Annotated in this window: 14 protein-coding genes; 11 read left to right on the forward strand and 3 right to left on the reverse strand. The window is 55.0% G+C overall.

The annotated features are described in order from the left end of the window. Window positions 1-43: 43 nt before the first annotated feature. Together KUF54_RS01745 and lolA are read left to right on the forward strand one after the other, a co-directional pair. Window positions 44-2,413, forward strand: a complete 2,370-nt coding sequence (locus KUF54_RS01745) for a DNA translocase FtsK (protein ID WP_219344699.1) — start codon at window positions 44-46, stop codon at window positions 2,411-2,413. A gap of 126 nt (window positions 2,414-2,539) precedes the next feature. Further along, window positions 2,540-3,175 carry an outer membrane lipoprotein chaperone LolA gene (gene lolA, locus KUF54_RS01750; RefSeq protein ID WP_219344701.1) on the forward strand — a complete coding sequence of 212 codons (636 nt, stop codon included), beginning with the start codon at window positions 2,540-2,542 and terminating at the stop codon, window positions 3,173-3,175. Window positions 3,176-3,291: 116 nt separating this feature from the next. Here the strand turns inward: lolA and brnQ are convergent, their stop codons facing one another. Next, window positions 3,292-4,623, reverse strand: coding sequence for a branched-chain amino acid transport system II carrier protein (gene brnQ / locus KUF54_RS01755; RefSeq protein ID WP_255576222.1), 1,332 nt, complete (start codon window positions 4,621-4,623; stop codon window positions 3,292-3,294). 401 nt (window positions 4,624-5,024) lie between these two features. Between brnQ and KUF54_RS01760 the strand changes: the two genes are divergently transcribed. The 7 genes from KUF54_RS01760 to KUF54_RS01790 all read left to right on the forward strand — a co-directional run bounded on the left by KUF54_RS01760 (window position 5,025) and on the right by KUF54_RS01790 (window position 12,556). After that, complete coding sequence (locus tag KUF54_RS01760; RefSeq protein WP_219344702.1) at window positions 5,025-6,359, forward strand: replication-associated recombination protein A; 1,335 nt, start codon at window positions 5,025-5,027, stop codon at window positions 6,357-6,359. Between the two features lie 387 nt (window positions 6,360-6,746). Then, window positions 6,747-7,676 (forward strand): branched-chain amino acid ABC transporter permease, encoded by a 930-nt coding sequence (locus KUF54_RS01765; RefSeq protein WP_219344704.1) that lies wholly within the window; start codon window positions 6,747-6,749, stop codon window positions 7,674-7,676. Window positions 7,677-7,685: 9 nt separating this feature from the next. After that, entirely contained in the window at window positions 7,686-8,765 is a 1,080-nt protein-coding gene (locus KUF54_RS01770) for an ABC transporter ATP-binding protein (protein ID WP_219344706.1), read from the forward strand. A gap of 30 nt (window positions 8,766-8,795) precedes the next feature. After that, window positions 8,796-9,578, forward strand: a complete 783-nt coding sequence (locus KUF54_RS01775; protein WP_219344708.1) for an ABC transporter ATP-binding protein — start codon at window positions 8,796-8,798, stop codon at window positions 9,576-9,578. 14 nt (window positions 9,579-9,592) lie between these two features. Then, on the forward strand, window positions 9,593-10,351 hold the full coding sequence (locus KUF54_RS01780; RefSeq protein WP_219346225.1) for an ABC transporter ATP-binding protein: 759 nt from the start codon (window positions 9,593-9,595) through the stop codon (window positions 10,349-10,351). Between the two features lie 527 nt (window positions 10,352-10,878). Beyond that, window positions 10,879-11,526: a DUF47 domain-containing protein gene (locus KUF54_RS01785; RefSeq protein WP_219344710.1), complete on the forward strand. Its 648-nt coding sequence runs from the start codon at window positions 10,879-10,881 to the stop codon at window positions 11,524-11,526. A 19-nt stretch (window positions 11,527-11,545) separates the two neighbouring features. Continuing rightward, a complete protein-coding gene (locus tag KUF54_RS01790) occupies window positions 11,546-12,556 on the forward strand; it encodes an inorganic phosphate transporter (RefSeq protein ID WP_219344712.1) in 1,011 nt (336 codons plus the stop codon). Between the two features lie 109 nt (window positions 12,557-12,665). On the opposite strand, the gene KUF54_RS01795 is transcribed toward KUF54_RS01790, so the two are convergent. Together KUF54_RS01795 and KUF54_RS01800 are read right to left on the reverse strand one after the other, a co-directional pair. Continuing rightward, window positions 12,666-14,438 (reverse strand): bifunctional diguanylate cyclase/phosphodiesterase, encoded by a 1,773-nt coding sequence (locus KUF54_RS01795; protein ID WP_219344714.1) that lies wholly within the window; start codon window positions 14,436-14,438, stop codon window positions 12,666-12,668. 226 nt (window positions 14,439-14,664) lie between these two features. After that, a complete protein-coding gene (locus KUF54_RS01800) occupies window positions 14,665-15,150 on the reverse strand; it encodes a TM2 domain-containing protein (protein WP_219344716.1) in 486 nt (161 codons plus the stop codon). Between the two features lie 274 nt (window positions 15,151-15,424). Here KUF54_RS01800 and rpsP point away from each other — a divergent pair, with 274 nt between their 5' ends. Both rpsP and rimM read left to right on the forward strand, forming a co-directional pair. Beyond that, on the forward strand, window positions 15,425-15,679 hold the full coding sequence (rpsP, locus tag KUF54_RS01805) for a 30S ribosomal protein S16 (RefSeq protein ID WP_219344718.1): 255 nt from the start codon (window positions 15,425-15,427) through the stop codon (window positions 15,677-15,679). Window positions 15,680-15,786: 107 nt separating this feature from the next. Next, window positions 15,787-16,356, forward strand: a complete 570-nt coding sequence (gene rimM / locus KUF54_RS01810) for a ribosome maturation factor RimM (RefSeq protein WP_219344720.1) — start codon at window positions 15,787-15,789, stop codon at window positions 16,354-16,356. The last annotated feature ends 44 nt before the right edge of the window (window positions 16,357-16,400 follow it).

The raw sequence follows: 16,400 nt of genomic DNA on the forward strand, positions 1-16,400 counted from the left end.
TCAATTGCGTAGATAGAGTGCTAAGGTAAGCTAACGGCTGCGTATGACATACACACTGAACGCCTCGAAGGCGTCTTCTTCCAGTAAATCCAAATCCCGGGCGAGTACGCCGCGCTATGGCGTGATTCGCTTTAGCCAGGAGGTTTTGCTGTTGATTGGCCTGCTGGCTTTGGTTTTTTGGCTCACTGCCATGCTGACCTATTCGCCGCAGGATCCCGCCTGGTCCACTTCAGGAACTGGGCAAAAAGCATTTGTTGAAAACTGGATGGGCCGTGTTGGCGCTTGGCTGGCTGATGCCTGCTATTTCGGTTTTGGTATCTCCACCTGGTGGTTGGGGCTGGCGGCTTTACAGACTTGGATTACATCGCTGGTGCGCTGGATGCGTGGCGGTATGAACAAAGATGGCTCGCCCTTGGCGCTGATGCCGCTGTGGCGTCGCCGCTTTTTGTTCTGGGGCGGCTTGGCCATCTTGATGGTGGCCAGTTGCGCCTTGGAGTGGACGCGCCTTTACCGCTTCGAGAACATGTTGCCCGGCCCGGCTGGCGGCGTATTTGGTTATATGGTGGGCTTTAATAGCCTCAAATGGCTGGGCTTTGCAGGCTCGGGCCTGATTGGCATTTGCCTGTTTGTACTGGGCGCGGCCATGGTGTTTGGCTTCTCATGGGGCTCGCTGGCCGAAGCTTTGGGTTCTCGTTTGGATGGACTGGTGCAGTTTGGCCGCGAGCGCCGCGAGATTGCCAAGGACGTTTCGGTCGGTAAAAAAGCCGCCCGTGAGCGCGAGGAAGTCGTCTTCGACCGCATGGACGCTGAAATCAGCATACCTGTGCATCAGCCGGTGCAAATCATTGAGCCTGTGCTGCAAGAAGCTGCCCAGCCCAGCGCCCGCGTGGTCAAGGAGCGCCAAAAGCCGCTGTTCACCGATCACCCCGACAGCAAGCTGCCGCAGGTCGATTTGCTCGATGAAGCGCCGCAGCGTCAGGAGTCGGTTTCTGCGGAAACGCTGGAGATGACCAGCCGCCTGATTGAAAAGCGCCTGAAAGACTTTGGTGTGGATGTGCGCGTGGTCGCAGCAATGCCCGGCCCAGTCATCACTCGGTATGAAATTGAGCCTGCCACGGGCGTCAAGGGCTCGCAGATCGTCAATCTGGCCAAGGATTTGGCGCGTTCGCTGTCCCTGGTGTCGATTCGCGTGATCGAAACAATTCCCGGCAAAAACTTCATGGCGCTGGAGTTGCCTAACGCCAAGCGCCACTCGATTCGTCTGTCTGAAGTGCTGGGCTCGCAGGTCTATCACGATGCTAAGAGCATGCTGACCATGGGCTTGGGCAAAGACATTGTGGGCAACCCCGTAGTGGCCGATCTGGCCAAGATGCCTCACGTGTTGGTGGCGGGTACGACTGGATCCGGTAAGTCGGTCGGTATCAACGCCATGATTTTGTCTCTGCTCTACAAGGCTGAGGCACGGGATGTGCGCCTGCTGATGATCGACCCCAAAATGCTGGAAATGTCGGTCTACGAAGGCATTCCCCACCTGCTGTGCCCCGTAGTGACGGATATGAAGCAGGCGGCTAACGGCCTGAACTGGTGCGTGGCCGAGATGGAGCGCCGCTACAAGCTGATGAGCAAGATGGGCGTGCGCAATCTGGCGGGCTACAACACCAAAATTGATGATGCCAAGGCGCGTGAGGAATCTATTCCCAACCCCTTTAGCCTGACGCCCGAGGAGCCCGAGCCGCTGCAGCGCCTGCCGCATATCGTTGTGGTGATTGACGAGCTGGCCGACTTGATGATGGTCGTGGGCAAGAAAATTGAAGAGCTGATTGCTCGCTTGGCGCAAAAAGCGCGTGCGGCTGGCATTCACCTGATTTTGGCAACCCAGCGCCCCAGCGTGGATGTGATCACCGGCCTGATTAAGGCCAACATTCCCACGCGTATTGCGTTCTCCGTGGGCTCCAAGATCGACAGCCGTACGATTTTGGATCAGATGGGTGCTGAAGCTTTGCTGGGCATGGGCGACATGCTCTACATGGCCAGTGGCACAGGCCAGCCTATTCGCGTGCACGGCGCTTTTGTGTCGGACGACGAAGTACACCGCGTGGTGAACTACCTCAAAGAACAGGGCGAGCCTGACTATATCGAAGGCATTTTGGAAGGCGGAACCGTCGATGGCGACGGGGATGCTAGCGGTGAGGGCGGCGGCGGTGGCGGCGAGAAAGACGAGCTGTATGACCAAGCCGTGGAAATTGTGCTCAAAGACCGCAAGGCCAGCATTTCTTACGTACAGCGCAAACTGCGCATTGGCTACAACCGCTCTGCCAATTTGCTCGAGCAGATGGAGCAAGCTGGGCTGGTTAGCTCGCTAACATCCAGCGGGCAGCGTGACGTATTAGTTCCGAACCGGGACGCCTCCTGAACTGCTTTGCGGCTTCCCCTTCTCAGGGGCGTAGTTGGGGGCGATACCTTCGCTGCGAGGCGGCTGTTGCTTGGTGCCCCTCTGATGGGGATGCATAGCTGATAGACAGAAATTTTTGGAGAAAAGATGAAACGTCTTTTGACTGCAATTTTGATAGCAGGTAGTGCAGGCGCTGCCTTGGCTGACGGCTTGAAAAGCCTTGAATCTTTTATGAAAAACACCCGTGCTGGCAAGGCCGAGTTCACGCAAACTGTGACCTCTCCACCCAAGCAGGGGCAGGAAGTGCGCGCCAAGGTGTCTAGCGGCAGCTTTGAATTTCAGCGCCCCGGCAAGTTTCGCTTTAACTACGTGAAACCGTTCGAGCAGCTGATCGTTGCCGATGGCAAGACGCTGTGGCTGTATGACGCCGATCTCAATCAAGTCACAGAGCGCGCACAGGCGCAGGCTCTGGGTAGCACGCCAGCGGCAATTTTGACTTCGGCGACGGACTTGAAGGCGCTGAAGGCAGACTTTGAGCTGAGCAACGAGCCCAATGACGATGGCATGGAATGGGTGTCGGCGGCGCCTAAGCAAAAGGGCGGTCAGCTCAAAAGCGTGCGCATTGGCTTTACGCCCGAAGGACAATTGGCGGCTTTGAGCATTGAAGACAGCTTTGGCCAAAACTCGCTGATGAAGTTCAAGTCTTTGCAGGCGCAGGCTTCTTTGCCCACTTCGACCTTCCAGTTCGTCGCGCCCAAGGGCGCGGATGTGCTCAAGCAGTAAGCCTGGCCCCTCCATAAGAAAAGGCCTGCAGAATAATATTTGCAGGCCTTTTTTATGACTTAAATGGACTGAAGTCCTTGTAAATCAATGACTCGTAGCTTCTACTTTTATAGCAATCAAGCCTGCTGAGTGTGAGCGCTTTGCTTGCTGCCAGACATAAAGTCCAGCACACCAGCAATCACCAGCACACAGACGACTGGGACAACCCAGCCCATGCCCATGGCAGCGCCGGGCAAGTGGTCCAGCCATGCGGGGACGAGGGAGTTGAAGTTGGCGGCCTTGGCTGCATCAAACAGGCCAAAGACCAGAGCCACCAGCATGACGGGGATGTAAACGCGTGAAGGCTGGTTCCAGCGGCACAGCAGACCCAGCGCAATCAAAGCGATGGCAAGCGGGTACAGACCCACCAGCACCGGCACGGCCACAGCAATCAGTTGGGCCAGGCCTTGGTTGGCAACGGCGGTGCTGAAGACCGACAAGGCAATGACCATGGTGCGGTAAGAGATGCCTGTGAGGTCGCTGAAGAAGCTGCTGCAGGCGGTGATCAAGCCAATACCAGTGGTCAGGCAGGCCAGCATGATGACGATGGCCAGCAGCCACAGACCGGCGGGGCCAAAAGTTTTTTGCACAAAGGCGGTCAAAATTTGCACGCCGGTGGTGGCATTGGCTGCCAAGTCGCTATGGGTCGCGCCCAGATACATCAGCGATGCATAGACCAAGCCTAGGCAAATGGCGGCAATGATGCCGGCGTAGATGCAGTAGCGCGTGTGCAGTTTGCTGTCCGTAACGCCCGCGGCCTTGATGGCGTTGACGATGACGATGCCAAAGATCAGCGAGGCCAGAGCGTCCATAGTCTGGTAGCCCTGCAAAAAGCCTTCGGCAAATGCAGCAGTGCTGCTGGCATAAGCCTCAGTGCTGACGCTGTAGCCGCCCACAGGGGCCAGCACGGCAGAGCCGCCGAGCACCGTCAGAGCCAAGATCAGCACGGGGGTGATGATCTTGCCTACGTTGTCCATCAGCTTGCCGGGAAATAGTGACAGCAGTGCCACGGCTACAAAGTAGGCAATGGTGAAGGCCAGCAGCATGCCGGGGGTGTTACCCACAAAGGGTGCCAAGCCCATCTCAAACGAGACGGTGGCGGTGCGGGGTGTAGCAAACAGGGGGCCAATGGTCAGGTAGATGGCGACTGCCAGTACCAAGCCGGCAATGCGGCCCATGGGGCTAGTCAAGGTGTCCAGACCGCCACCCACGCGGGCTACGGCAATAACGCCCAGCAAGGGCAAGCCCACGCCAGTGAGCAAAAAGCCAGCCGATGCGCCTACCAAGTTGTCGCCTGCAGCCATGCCGACCATGGGCGGGAAGATGATGTTGCCTGCGCCCAGGAACAGGGCAAAGGTCATGAAGCCGAGGGCAAAAATATCCCACGTCTTGAGTTTTGTCATACGCATAGGGACCGGTGCACGCCGCTCACAGCAGCGCGCCCAGAGTCAGTTTGAATCAAGGAAAGATGCGGATGCTGTCGATTGAGTGCTGGCTGGCGGCAGGTAGCCGTATCAGTCTCAGGCATTGCCTTCCCAAGGTGGTGGGGCGGGCAATGAATCTAAACGCGCTGCCGAATCTGAGGAGCCTGGCTTTTGGCAGGCAGAGCAGGGGCAGTACCTCCATTTGTGCGAGGGGTGGCCTCGTTAAATAGAGAAATTAATCCGTTAAACCACTATTTTCTCTTAAGGTAAAGTCTGATAAGAAATAAAGGTTAACGTGGGTAAGTGCTGGCTACGAGCTGACGTAAACAAGCAAGCAGCCCCCTTTTGCTGCGTGCTAGGCCTGTGCGTTGGATACTTGAGGGGTTATGCACAACAACTCTCACACCTCAGCCGCTTCCCATCAGCCTTTGGCAGAGCGCTTGCGCCCGCGCACGCTGGGCGAGGTGGTTGGCCAGCAGCAAGTGCTGGGCGAGGGAATGCCGCTACGCTTGGCTTTTGAGTCGGGTCGCCCGCACAGCTGCATTCTGTGGGGCCCGCCGGGCGTGGGTAAAACTACCATCGCCCGTTTGATGGCCGACTCGTTTGATGCGCAGTTCATCTCGATCAGTGCCGTGTTGGGCGGTGTCAAAGACATCCGCGAGGCGGTGGAGCAGGCGCAATCCGCACGCGACGGGCTGATGCAGCAGCGCACCATCGTGTTTGTCGACGAGGTGCACCGCTTCAACAAAAGCCAGCAAGATGCGTTTTTGCCCCATGTGGAAAGCGGCCTGTTCACCTTCATCGGCGCGACGACGGAGAACCCGTCGTTTGAGGTCAATTCGGCCTTGCTCTCGCGCGCTGCCGTCTATGTGCTGCAGTCGCTCACTGAGGCAGATTTAAAGCAAATAGTGGCCAAGGCCCAGTCAATACAAGCACTACCAGCTATCGAAAATGAAGCAATTGATCGATTGATTGCTTACGCGGATGGCGATGCCCGCCGCTTGCTGAACACGCTGGAGACCCTTGCCATTACGGCTGAGCAGGCCAAGGTGGCAATGATTAGCGATGAGTGGCTGCTCAAAGTGTTGGGCGAGCGCATGCGCCGCTATGACAAAGGTGGCGAGCAGTTCTACGACACCATCAGCGCGCTGCATAAATCCGTGCGCGGCTCTGACCCGGATGCTGCACTGTATTGGTTCACTCGCATGCTCGATGGTGGTGCTGATCCCAAATATCTGTCGCGCCGCATTGTGCGCATGGCTTGGGAAGACATTGGTTTGGCCGACCCCCGAGCCATGCAGATGTGCAACGATGCCGCCGCCACCTATGAGCGGCTAGGCAGCCCCGAGGGTGAGCTGGCGCTGGCGCAGGCCGTTATTTACTTGGCTGTGGCCCCCAAGAGCAATGCGGGCTATATGGCTTACAACAAAGCCAAGGCCTTTGTGAAGGCTGACGCTACGCGCGCTGTGCCTCTGCATTTGCGCAACGCACCGACCAAGCTGATGAAGCAGCTGGACTATGGCAAAGACTACCGATACGCGCACAGTGAAGAAGGCGGCTTTGCCGCGGGCGAGAGTTATTTGCCAGAGGGTATGGAAGAGCCCGGCTTTTACCAGCCCGTGGCGCGGGGATTGGAAATTAAGATCGGCCAAAAGCTGGAGCAGCTGCGCGAGCTCAATGAGGCGGCGCGTGCCGCCAAGCAGTCGCGGGAGCCGGAATAAGGACCGATGCCTTGGCAGTAACTAAGTCAAGCACTGTGCGCAGCACATTTGCTTAGTGTTGCTAGATGGGTACTAGTGGAATGCGGCGATCTTGCTGATATTTTTAGCGTTTGTCGCTATTTCTGTCGTGGTTTAGTGACTAAGTGTTTGTATTTATTGAAGTTGACTTAACGATCAATTTTTTGCGCTGCAACATAAAAAGGCGATGCCGCGGGAAACCCCGACCCTTTGGCATGAAAACTGCTCCCTAGAATTCATGCACTCTTTTGCGACAAGTCACTCACAAAGCGGCGGACTGTAAAAGAGGAACCATGGCATCGCTGGCTCCGTCGTTTGGGATGAGAGACACGCATGTCTCCGTCTGGGTCGAGAGAGGGGAGCGCGCTTATGGATATTTTGCTGCAGCAGATCATCAATGGTCTGGTTCTGGGCAGCATGTACGCCTTGATAGCCTTGGGCTACACCATGGTGTACGGCATTATTCAGCTGATTAACTTCGCCCACGGTGAAGTGCTGATGGTGGGTGCTTTAACGAGTTGGAGCTGTATAGGCTTGATGCAAGAGGCTATGCCCTACCTGCCGGGCTGGCTCATGCTTTTAATCTCAGCCATCATTGCCTGTGTGGTGGCTGCGTCTCTGAACTTTGTGATCGAAAAAGTCGCCTATCGGCCGCTGCGCAGCAGCCCGCGCCTTGCGCCGCTGATTACGGCGATTGGTGTCTCGATCTTGCTGCAGACGCTGGCCATGATCATCTGGAAGCCTAATTACAAGGCTTATCCCACACTGATGCCTTCCACACCTTATGAAATTGGCTCGGCTGTGATTACGCCTACGCAAATTTTGGTGCTTGTGGTCACGGCTTTGGCACTGGCCACCCTGATGTACTTGGTCAACTACACAAAGCTGGGCCGCGCCATGCGCGCCACGGCCGAGAACCCACGTGTTGCTTCGCTGATGGGCGTCAAGCCAGACATGGTGATCTCAGCAACCTTCATCATCGGTGCGGTGTTGGCGGCCATTGCGGGCATTTTGTATGCATCGAACTATGGCACGGCACACCACACCATGGGCTTTTTGCCCGGTTTGAAAGCCTTCACTGCAGCGGTGTTTGGCGGCATTGGTAACTTGGCCGGCGCGGTGGTTGGCGGCTTGCTGCTGGGCTTGATCGAGTCGATTGGTTCGGGCTACATCGGAGATCTGACGGGCGGAGTTCTGGGTAGCCAGTACACAGACATCTTTGCCTTCATCGTCCTCATCATCATCTTGACGCTGCGCCCCTCGGGCCTGCTAGGTGAGCGTGTGGCGGATAGAGCCTGAGGATTACCCATGAAAAACAACAAAATTCTTCACTGGGTTCTGGGCGGTATTGGCCTGCTGGTGCTGCCTTTCATCCTGCAATATTTTGGCAACGCTTGGGTGCGTATCGCGGATCTGGCCCTGCTTTACGTGATGCTGGCGCTGGGTCTGAACATCGTGGTGGGCTACGCCGGTCTGCTGGACTTGGGCTATGTGGCTTTCTATGCCGTAGGCGCCTATATGTTTGCGCTGATGGCGTCGCCTCATTTGGCCGAGACGTTTGAGGGCTTTGCCGCCATGTTCCCGGATGGGCTGCATACCTCCATCTGGCTGGTGATTCCGCTGGGGATGCTGATCGCAGCTTGTGCGGGGGTGCTTTTAGGGCTTCCTGTGCTGCGGCTGCGAGGGGACTATTTAGCCATCGTGACGCTGGGCTTTGGCGAAATCATCCGCATTTTGATGAACAACCTGGACCAGCCCGTCAACATCACCAACGGACCCAAAGGCATTGGTCAGATTGACTCGGTCAAGGTCTTTGGTTTTGATCTCGCCAAGCGGCACGAGTTTTTTGGCTTTGATGTGGCCTCCGTCACCATGTACTACTACCTGTTTTTGGTACTGGTGCTGTTAACGGTGCTGATTTGCTACCGCCTGCAAGACTCGCGCATTGGCCGCGCTTGGATGGCCATTCGTGAAGACGAAATTGCCGCCAAGGCCATGGGCATCAATGTGCGCAATATGAAGCTGCTAGCCTTTGGCATGGGCGCATCGTTTGGCGGTGTGGCCGGGGCCATGTTTGGCGCTTTTCAAGGCTTCGTCTCGCCAGAGTCGTTTAGCTTGATGGAGTCCGTCATGATCGTCGCCATGGTCGTGCTGGGTGGCTTGGGTCATATCCCCGGCGTGATTTTGGGAGCCGTGCTGCTGTCGGTCTTGCCCGAGGCGCTGCGCTATGTGGCCGGCCCGCTGCAAGAAATGACAGGCGGGCGGCTTGATGCTTCCATCCTGCGCCAGTTGCTGATTGCGTCGGCCATGATCATCATCATGCTGATGCGCCCGCGTGGTCTGTGGCCCACGCCAGATCGAGCCAAAAACTTGGACCATGCGTCCTGATGACAGAGCAGACAAGGAATGTGAACTGATATGGCAGAGAGCACGACTTCCACGGTCCTCAACGTCTCGGACATCTCCAAGCGCTTTGGCGGCTTGCAGGCGCTGTCCGGCGTCAATATGAAGATAGAGCGGGGGCAGGTCTATGGCCTGATTGGCCCCAATGGCGCAGGTAAGACGACTTTTTTCAACGTGATTACCGGCTTGTATACGCCTGATACCGGCAAGTTTGTGCTGGCGGGCAAGCCCTATGAGCCTACAGCGGTGCACAAGGTGGCTAGAGCAGGTATCGCCCGCACCTTTCAAAATATTCGCCTGTTTGCCGAAATGACGGCATTAGAGAACGTGATGGTGGGCCGCCATGTGCGCACGCATTCTGGCTTGCTGGGGGCGGTGTTTCGCACCAAGGGCTTCAAGGCGGAAGAAGCTGCGATTCGCGCACGTTCGCGTGAGTTGCTTGACTATGTGGGTATTGGCAAATATGCCGATTTCAAAGCCCGCACCTTGTCGTATGGCGATCAGCGCAGGTTAGAGATTGCCCGCGCACTGGCTACCGATCCGCAACTGATTGCCTTAGACGAGCCCGCCGCGGGCATGAATGCCACCGAAAAGGTGCAGCTGCGCGAGCTGATTGACCGTATTCGTAACGACAACCGCACCATCTTGCTGATCGAGCACGATGTCAAACTGGTCATGGGCCTGTGTGACCGGGTGACGGTGCTGGACTACGGCAAACCCATTGCCGAAGGCACGCCTGCCGAAGTGCAAAAGAACGAAAAAGTGATTGAAGCCTATCTGGGCACCGGAGGCCATTGAATATGCAGGAACAAATGCTGAAACAAGGGCTGGAACAAGCTCAGGCGGCAAAGTCCGCAGCGCCGGTGCTGCTGGAAGTGCGCGGCCTGAAGGTGGGTTATGGCGGTATCCAAGCCGTTAAAGGCGTGGATTTTGTGGTGCATCAGGGTGAGCTGGTTTCCCTGATTGGTTCTAACGGCGCAGGCAAGACCACGACCATGAAGGCCGTCACCTGCGGTTTGCCGATAACGGATGGCGATATTCTGTATCTGGGCAAAAGCATTAAAGGCAAGGGCGCTTGGGACTTGGTGACCGAAGGCCTAGTCATGGTGCCCGAAGGCCGCGGTGTCTTTGCCCGCATGACTATTACCGAAAATTTGTTGATGGGTGCTTACACGCGCAATGACAAAGCCGGCATCCAGGCCGATATTGAGCGCATGTTCAACATCTTTCCGCGCTTGAAAGAGCGCAAAGATCAGTTGGCCGGGACCATGTCCGGTGGCGAGCAGCAAATGCTGGCCATGGCTCGGGCTTTGATGAGTCAGCCTAAGGTGCTGCTGCTCGATGAGCCATCTATGGGTCTGTCTCCCATCATGGTAGATAAGATTTTTGAGGTGGTCGGCGATGTTTACGCTCTTGGCGTGACCATGATGCTGGTAGAGCAAAACGCTAGCCGAGCGCTGGCGCTGGCTGACCGAGGTTATGTGATGGAGTCTGGAATCATCACCATGACGGGGCCTGGGCAGACGCTGCTTAATGATCCCCGTGTGCGTGCTGCCTATCTGGGGGAGTAGGCTGAGGCTATAAGGGCACAGAGAAATTAAGCAAATATCAGGGTGCACGAATGGGTGCAATCGCTTCGTGGCACCTTTGTTTTGTGCGTGTTTTCTGGTCTAACGTCCTGCGCAAATCCCTTTGATTTCAAATAAATGACAAATAAATGACATTTTTTTGATCTTTGAAATGTTTTTTTCTTTCGATTTGATTCTTTTAAATTCTATTTATGGGTTTTTTGGAATTTGTATATTACAAAAAGAAATTGTTGGAACATGTTCGCGTTATTTGCATGACGACCCCGCTTTTGCTGCTTTGCGTACTTGAGATTTAAACAAATCCCTTTCTCGCTATGTTTAGCTGCTGCCGTAGCAGGATTTCGACAGAAGAACAGTGTGTGTTTTATTTTTCGTGGCGCTTGAAGGGCTGTCTTGAGTTCGCGCTCAAACGCACAAGAACTCAAGAGTAAACTTCGCCCCGTTTAAGCCGGGAACCATGCTCTTTTGCAATGAGTCGCCTGGTTTCTTTTTCCCGGTAAGGATCATTCATGCTTTTTAGCAAGCTATTGCCCCGTGAAGGCAATTTTTTCGAGATGTTCAATCAGCATGCGGACCGCATTGTTGAAGCAGCTCACGCCTTCTCCCAACTCGTTGCCAATTACAACGACTTGCATCTGCGTGAAAAGTACAACGCAGACGTAGATAACGCCGAGCGCGCCGCTGACCGCATCACCCACGATGTGTCCAAGATGCTGCACAAGACGTTCATCACGCCTTTGGACCGTGAGCACATTCACTCTCTGATCAACACCATGGATGACGTGGCTGACCTGATTCAGGACGCGGCCGAAACCATGGCTTTGTACGACGTGCGTCACATGACTGACGAAATTACACGCCTGACAGATCTGTGCGTGCGTTGCTGCGAGCGTGTGCGTGATGCAGTCAAGCTGCTGGACCGCCTGTCGGATCCATCGGTTGTCGAGGCGACCAGCAAGACCTGCGATGAAATTGATCGCTTAGAAAGCGATGCGGACCGCGTGATGCGCGCCGCCATGAGCAAGCTCTTCCGTGAAGAGCCGGACGTGCGTGAAGTCATCAAGCTCAAGGCTATCTATGAGCTGCTGGAAACTGTGACAGATCGCTGCGAAGACGTGGCCAATCTGATCGAGGGCATCGTCCTCGAGAATTCCTGATCCTCGCAGGAGTCCAATCATGGAACCGGTACAGGCAGCCCTTTGGGTTGTGATCATGCTGGTAGTGCTCGCGTTGCTGTTCGACTTTATGAACGGTTTTCACGACGCTGCCAATTCCATCGCCACCGTAGTCTCTACGGGGGTGCTAAAGCCCGCACACGCGGTGATGTTCGCAGCGTTCTTCAACGTCATTGCGATCTTTGTTTTCCACCTGAGCGTGGCAGCAACCGTGGGCAAGGGTATTGTTCAGCCCGGTATTGTGGACACGCATGTCGTGTTCGGCGCCTTGGTGGGCGCTATTACCTGGAACGTCATCACTTGGATCTACGGCATTCCCAGTAGCTCCTCGCACGCCTTGATTGGCGGCATTGTGGGTGCTGTGATTGCCAAGGCGGGTGCAGGTTCTCTGATTGCCTCTGGCATCTGGAAGACCGTGGCCTTTATCTTTGTCTCACCGCTGCTTGGCTTTACGCTGGGTTCGCTGATGATGGTGCTGGTGGCTTGGGTATGCCGCCGTGCAAGCCCGAATCGCGTGGATAAGTGGTTCCGTCGCTTGCAACTGGTTTCCGCAGGTGCTTACAGCTTGGGTCACGGCGGTAACGATGCTCAAAAGACCATCGGTATCATCTGGCTGCTGTTGATTGCCACGGGTTATATGGGTTCAGGCGAAAGCACGCCTCCAACTTGGGTCATCGTGAGCTGCTATGCAGCCATCGGCTTGGGCACCATGTTTGGCGGCTGGCGTATCGTGAAGACCATGGGTCAGAAGATCACCAAGCTCAAGCCCGTTGGCGGCTTCTGTGCTGAAACGGGTGGCGCGTTAACGTTGTTCTTGGCAACCTTCTTGGGCGTTCCTGTTTCGACCACTCACACTATTACTGGTGCGATTGTCGGTGTGGGCTCAACCCAGCGAGCCAGTGCTGTACGCTGGGGCGTAGCAGGCGGCATTGTATGGGCTTGGGTTTTGACGATTCCTGCCAGCGCTTTTGTTGCTTCGATTGCCTACTGGATTAGCTTGCAGTTGTTCTAAAACGCTACTCTATCTATAGCTTGAAGTCTTTATGAAATAATGACTTGAGGCAAAAAAGGCTTCGCATTGCGAAGCCTTTTTTTATGCCCTCTCAGGACTGAGTCTGCGTTTATTTTTGCCCGAGCAGGGCCGGGTTTTGCAGCAGCGATTTGATTTTGCTGGCAGGCACCGGGGCGCTAAATAAATGCCCCATGAAGTGTTTGCAGCCATGCTGAGCGAGTAGAGCGCGTTGCTCAAGGGTCTCAATGCCTGCGCCGACCACGGTAATTTGGTGTTGATTGGCGAGTGCAATCGCTGATTGGACGGCCGCCTCACTGGCGTTGTTGGGCCCCAAACGATGAACCAGTGAGTGGGCGAGCTTGAGTTGGCAAAGAGGCAGTTGGCGCAGCATTTCTGATGTGTTGGAGCCGCTGCCAAAGCCATCCATAGATAAGCGCACACCTATAGCGCCTAGGCGGCTGAGCGCGCGAATGATGTCAGCATCAATGGGGTTGAGTGTTTTACTTGCAAGCTCAAGCACTAGCAGGGCGGGGTTGACTCCCGTTTGCGCAATGATGTGTTCGATTTGCTCGGCTAAGTTCGACTGCTGCAGTTGCTTGGCGCTGATGTTGACGCAGATGGTCAGGGCGTTCAGCTGAGGGTCGCTTTTCCATTGCGCCAATTGCTCGCAGGCTGCTCGAATACTCCAAAGACCAAGGGGAAGAATGATGCCGGTTTCTTCTGCAACGGACAGAAAAATGCTGGGCGGTACCAGGCCACGCAAGGGGTGGCGCCAGCGCAGCAAGGCTTCGAGCCCGCTAATGTCGCCGCGGGTAGAGTATTGAGGCTGGTAGTGCAGCTCAAACTGACTTAAGCGCAGAGCTTCACGCAGGCTTTGCTCCATGTGGGTGCGTTGCAGGGGCTGGGTGTGCTGCTCGGGGTTGAAAAAATGCAGGCCTGGGGCTTCTTCATCACGAAGGCGATACATGGCCGTTTCCGCCTGCTGCAGCAATTCAGTCGCAGAGTGGGAGTGTGGGCCGAACAGGGTTGCGCCAATGTTCGCTTCTAGCTTTACGGTTTGGGTGTTGAGCTGGTAGTTGCTGCTGAGGCTTTCAATAAGTCTCTCTCCTAGCCGCTCGACCAATAGGTTTGCCAGTTCAATATCTGGAGACAGGTCGGAAACCATGATGACAAAGTGCTTGGAGTCTAAGCGCGCCACTGTGTCGCAGGCGCGCATACAGCTGAGCAGTCGCTGCGCAGTCTCGGGTGCTAATTGCGCATTAGTCTCGTCGGTATCCAGGTGGCTAAAGCCTTTGGCGGGCTCCATATCAATGGTCAGCAAGGCGCCACGCCAACCGGTTCGCTCTGACTGAATCATGGATTGTGATAAACGATCCAGTAGCAGGCGACGATTAGGCAGGTTGGTCGGAGCATCAAAGAATGAGAGGCTTTCCCCATCCCCTTCGTCAGCAACCAGTTCTTTGCAGGTTAGCACGGTGTAATTGGCCGAAAGTGCATGCGCAGATAGGCTGATTTTGCGTCCGCTGGGCTGCTGAATTTGAATATGCGCTTGCTGGCGCGTTATCAATGTCAATTGCTTTTCAGCAATGCTATGGAGCTCTGCTGAGGCTGAAGGCGGTGCTGACGCAACCGCAGCCTCAAGAGCTGTCCGTAGAGATGCACCGACTTTAAGTGTCGGTATAAGCCAAGGAAAGAGGCGTAAATAACCATCGTTCCAGCGCTGAGCTCGGTCTTGAGCATCCAGCAGCACATAGCCGCTGCTGCTTTGCTCAAGGATGCGAAATAACTGCTCGCCGTACACGCCCACTAAATTGGTAGATGCAGGGAAGGGGCTTTGCCCCTGCGCTTCTGACTTGACTGACTTGTCGGCTGGTACAGACATAAAACCTCATCTGGCAGGTGGAACAAGAGCGCCGGAGGACGCAAAATTTGCATAGTGCAAATCCATTGCAATGTGTTCTTTAGACTTGCATTGTGGGTTCTGTAGGCCGATGAGAGGCTGATTTTGGCAGTTTCAAGTCTTTAAATAGACTTTTGCTTACAAAAGATTCATTCTGAATAAACCAATACCTAGGCTTAACCCTAGGTTTCTTGGTCTTGAATTGTGTTTATTGAGAGATCTTTCGTGCTTCTTGCACCTGATACTCAAAGTAGTGCTGAAAGCTGTATGCAATGCTGGCCATTAAAACGGTAGCGCCAAACAGCAGGGACAGTGCAATAGCGAAAATGGTGGTCCATTGGGTCTGGCCTGCAGTTGCATCAGCAGCGGCACTGGGGTTAAAACGTGCATTCCAGACCGGCTTGTCCATAAGCCCGTAAAGAATGGCGCGCAGTGCGCAGCCGGCGATGGTGAAGCCAAACAGAGGAATCAAAATCCAACTCAATTGATCGTCTTGACCTAATTGTTGGATGCGCTCAATGCCATAAATGCCCAAAGCTGTGGGAATAGGCAAAAGCCAGCCAAGCCAGTCACCCATGCCGTACAGGTAAAAACGGTGTAAGCCAAGTGGGCCACCCACAAAAGCCAGCCAAGCGGCCAGAGTCTTATTTTTGCTGCGAGAGCGAGCTGTAGTGGTAGTTGCACTGGGATTCATGATTGACTGCAGATGCTAGAAGCGATCAGTTGATTATTCCTGTCATGCAGCTTTTCGGACACAGGGCAATTGCCGTCTATTCGTTGATAGACCTTGGGATTGCTGCTATTCATTGGCTAGCCTGTAGGCATCTTGAACAGAAATCGATATAATTTCTGGCTTTACAGCGTGTCGCTGGCCGGGTGGTCATGTCGCGTGTCTCAAACGCTGTAAGAACGTGCGCAGCTGGTCAATTTTTTAATAGCGCCGGCTGTAACCACCCGAAGGAAATATCATGGTTGTTATTCGTCTCTCCCGCGGCGGCTCTAAAGCTCGTCCTTTCTACAACATCGTTGTCGCTGACAAGCGCGTGCGTCGTGACGGTTCGTTCATCGAACGCCTGGGTTTCTACAACCCTAGCGCTCGTGGCGCCGAAGAAGGCCTGCGTTTGGCTCTGGACCGTGTTGCTTACTGGAAGAGCGTTGGTGCCCAAGCTTCTGAAACGGCTGAACGCCTGATCAAGAACGCTGCCAAGAAGGTTGCTGCTTAATTAATTAAGCGGTCGCTTTTTAAGCGCGTTATCAAAGCGGGTTCCGTTGGTTTGCCTGACGGAACCCGTTTTCTATTGAATTTTTGAAATCTCTTTGCTGATTCCCCATGAGCCACATGCCTCTTCTTCAAGCTACGAGCTTGCCTGCTGATGCCGTTGAAGTCGGTCGCATTGCCGATGCCTGGGGAATCAAGGGCTGGTTCAAGGTCCAGGCCTTTAGCAGCGCTCCTGATGCGCTTTTTGCTGCCAAGGATTGGTTTTTGCTGCCTTCCGAAAAAGGTGCAAAGCACTTTACGGGTGCCGTAGTCCTGCCTGTCAAGCAAGCGCGCTTTCATTCAGACACCGTCGTTGCGACTTCGCCCGAAGTGGCAGACCGCAATGCGGCTGAAGCTTTGCGCGGCGCTCGCATTTTTGTAGCGCGTGAACATTTCCCCAAAACCGATGACGGCGAGTTTTACTGGGTCGACCTGCTGGGCTTGTCCGTAGTCAACCGCGAAGGTGTGGCTCTGGGTGTTGTCACAGATCTGATGTCCACTGGCCCGCAGACCGTTCTGGTGCTGGGCTATGAAGTGGAAGGCAAGGAGCAAGAGCGCCTGATTCCTTTTGTGGATGCCTATGTGGACTCGGTTGATCTTGCAAGTAAGACCATCGTGGCCGACTGGCAGCCTGATTATTGAATTTAATGTGCAAGCACTATTGATTCGATAGCTGCTTGTCTTGG

Origin of the sequence: Comamonas sp. Y33R10-2, from assembly GCF_019355935.1 — a bacterium.
Taxonomy (GTDB): domain Bacteria; phylum Pseudomonadota; class Gammaproteobacteria; order Burkholderiales; family Burkholderiaceae_C; genus Comamonas.

Excerpts from the sequence above, each read along its gene's own strand:
- KUF54_RS01745 (WP_219344699.1), top strand. The coding sequence starts at position 44 with ATGACATACACACTGAACGCCTCGAAGGCGTCTTCTTCCAGTAAATCC.
- lolA (WP_219344701.1), top strand. The coding sequence starts at position 2,540 with ATGAAACGTCTTTTGACTGCAATTTTGATAGCAGGTAGTGCAGGCGCT.
- brnQ (WP_255576222.1), bottom strand. The coding sequence starts at position 4,623 with ATGCGTATGACAAAACTCAAGACGTGGGATATTTTTGCCCTCGGCTTC.
- KUF54_RS01760 (WP_219344702.1), top strand. The coding sequence starts at position 5,025 with ATGCACAACAACTCTCACACCTCAGCCGCTTCCCATCAGCCTTTGGCA.
- KUF54_RS01765 (WP_219344704.1), top strand. The coding sequence starts at position 6,747 with ATGGATATTTTGCTGCAGCAGATCATCAATGGTCTGGTTCTGGGCAGC.
- KUF54_RS01770 (WP_219344706.1), top strand. The coding sequence starts at position 7,686 with ATGAAAAACAACAAAATTCTTCACTGGGTTCTGGGCGGTATTGGCCTG.
- KUF54_RS01775 (WP_219344708.1), top strand. The coding sequence starts at position 8,796 with ATGGCAGAGAGCACGACTTCCACGGTCCTCAACGTCTCGGACATCTCC.
- KUF54_RS01780 (WP_219346225.1), top strand. The coding sequence starts at position 9,593 with ATGCTGAAACAAGGGCTGGAACAAGCTCAGGCGGCAAAGTCCGCAGCG.
- KUF54_RS01785 (WP_219344710.1), top strand. The coding sequence starts at position 10,879 with ATGCTTTTTAGCAAGCTATTGCCCCGTGAAGGCAATTTTTTCGAGATG.
- KUF54_RS01790 (WP_219344712.1), top strand. The coding sequence starts at position 11,546 with ATGGAACCGGTACAGGCAGCCCTTTGGGTTGTGATCATGCTGGTAGTG.
- KUF54_RS01795 (WP_219344714.1), bottom strand. The coding sequence starts at position 14,438 with ATGTCTGTACCAGCCGACAAGTCAGTCAAGTCAGAAGCGCAGGGGCAA.
- KUF54_RS01800 (WP_219344716.1), bottom strand. The coding sequence starts at position 15,150 with ATGAATCCCAGTGCAACTACCACTACAGCTCGCTCTCGCAGCAAAAAT.
- rpsP (WP_219344718.1), top strand. The coding sequence starts at position 15,425 with ATGGTTGTTATTCGTCTCTCCCGCGGCGGCTCTAAAGCTCGTCCTTTC.
- rimM (WP_219344720.1), top strand. The coding sequence starts at position 15,787 with ATGAGCCACATGCCTCTTCTTCAAGCTACGAGCTTGCCTGCTGATGCC.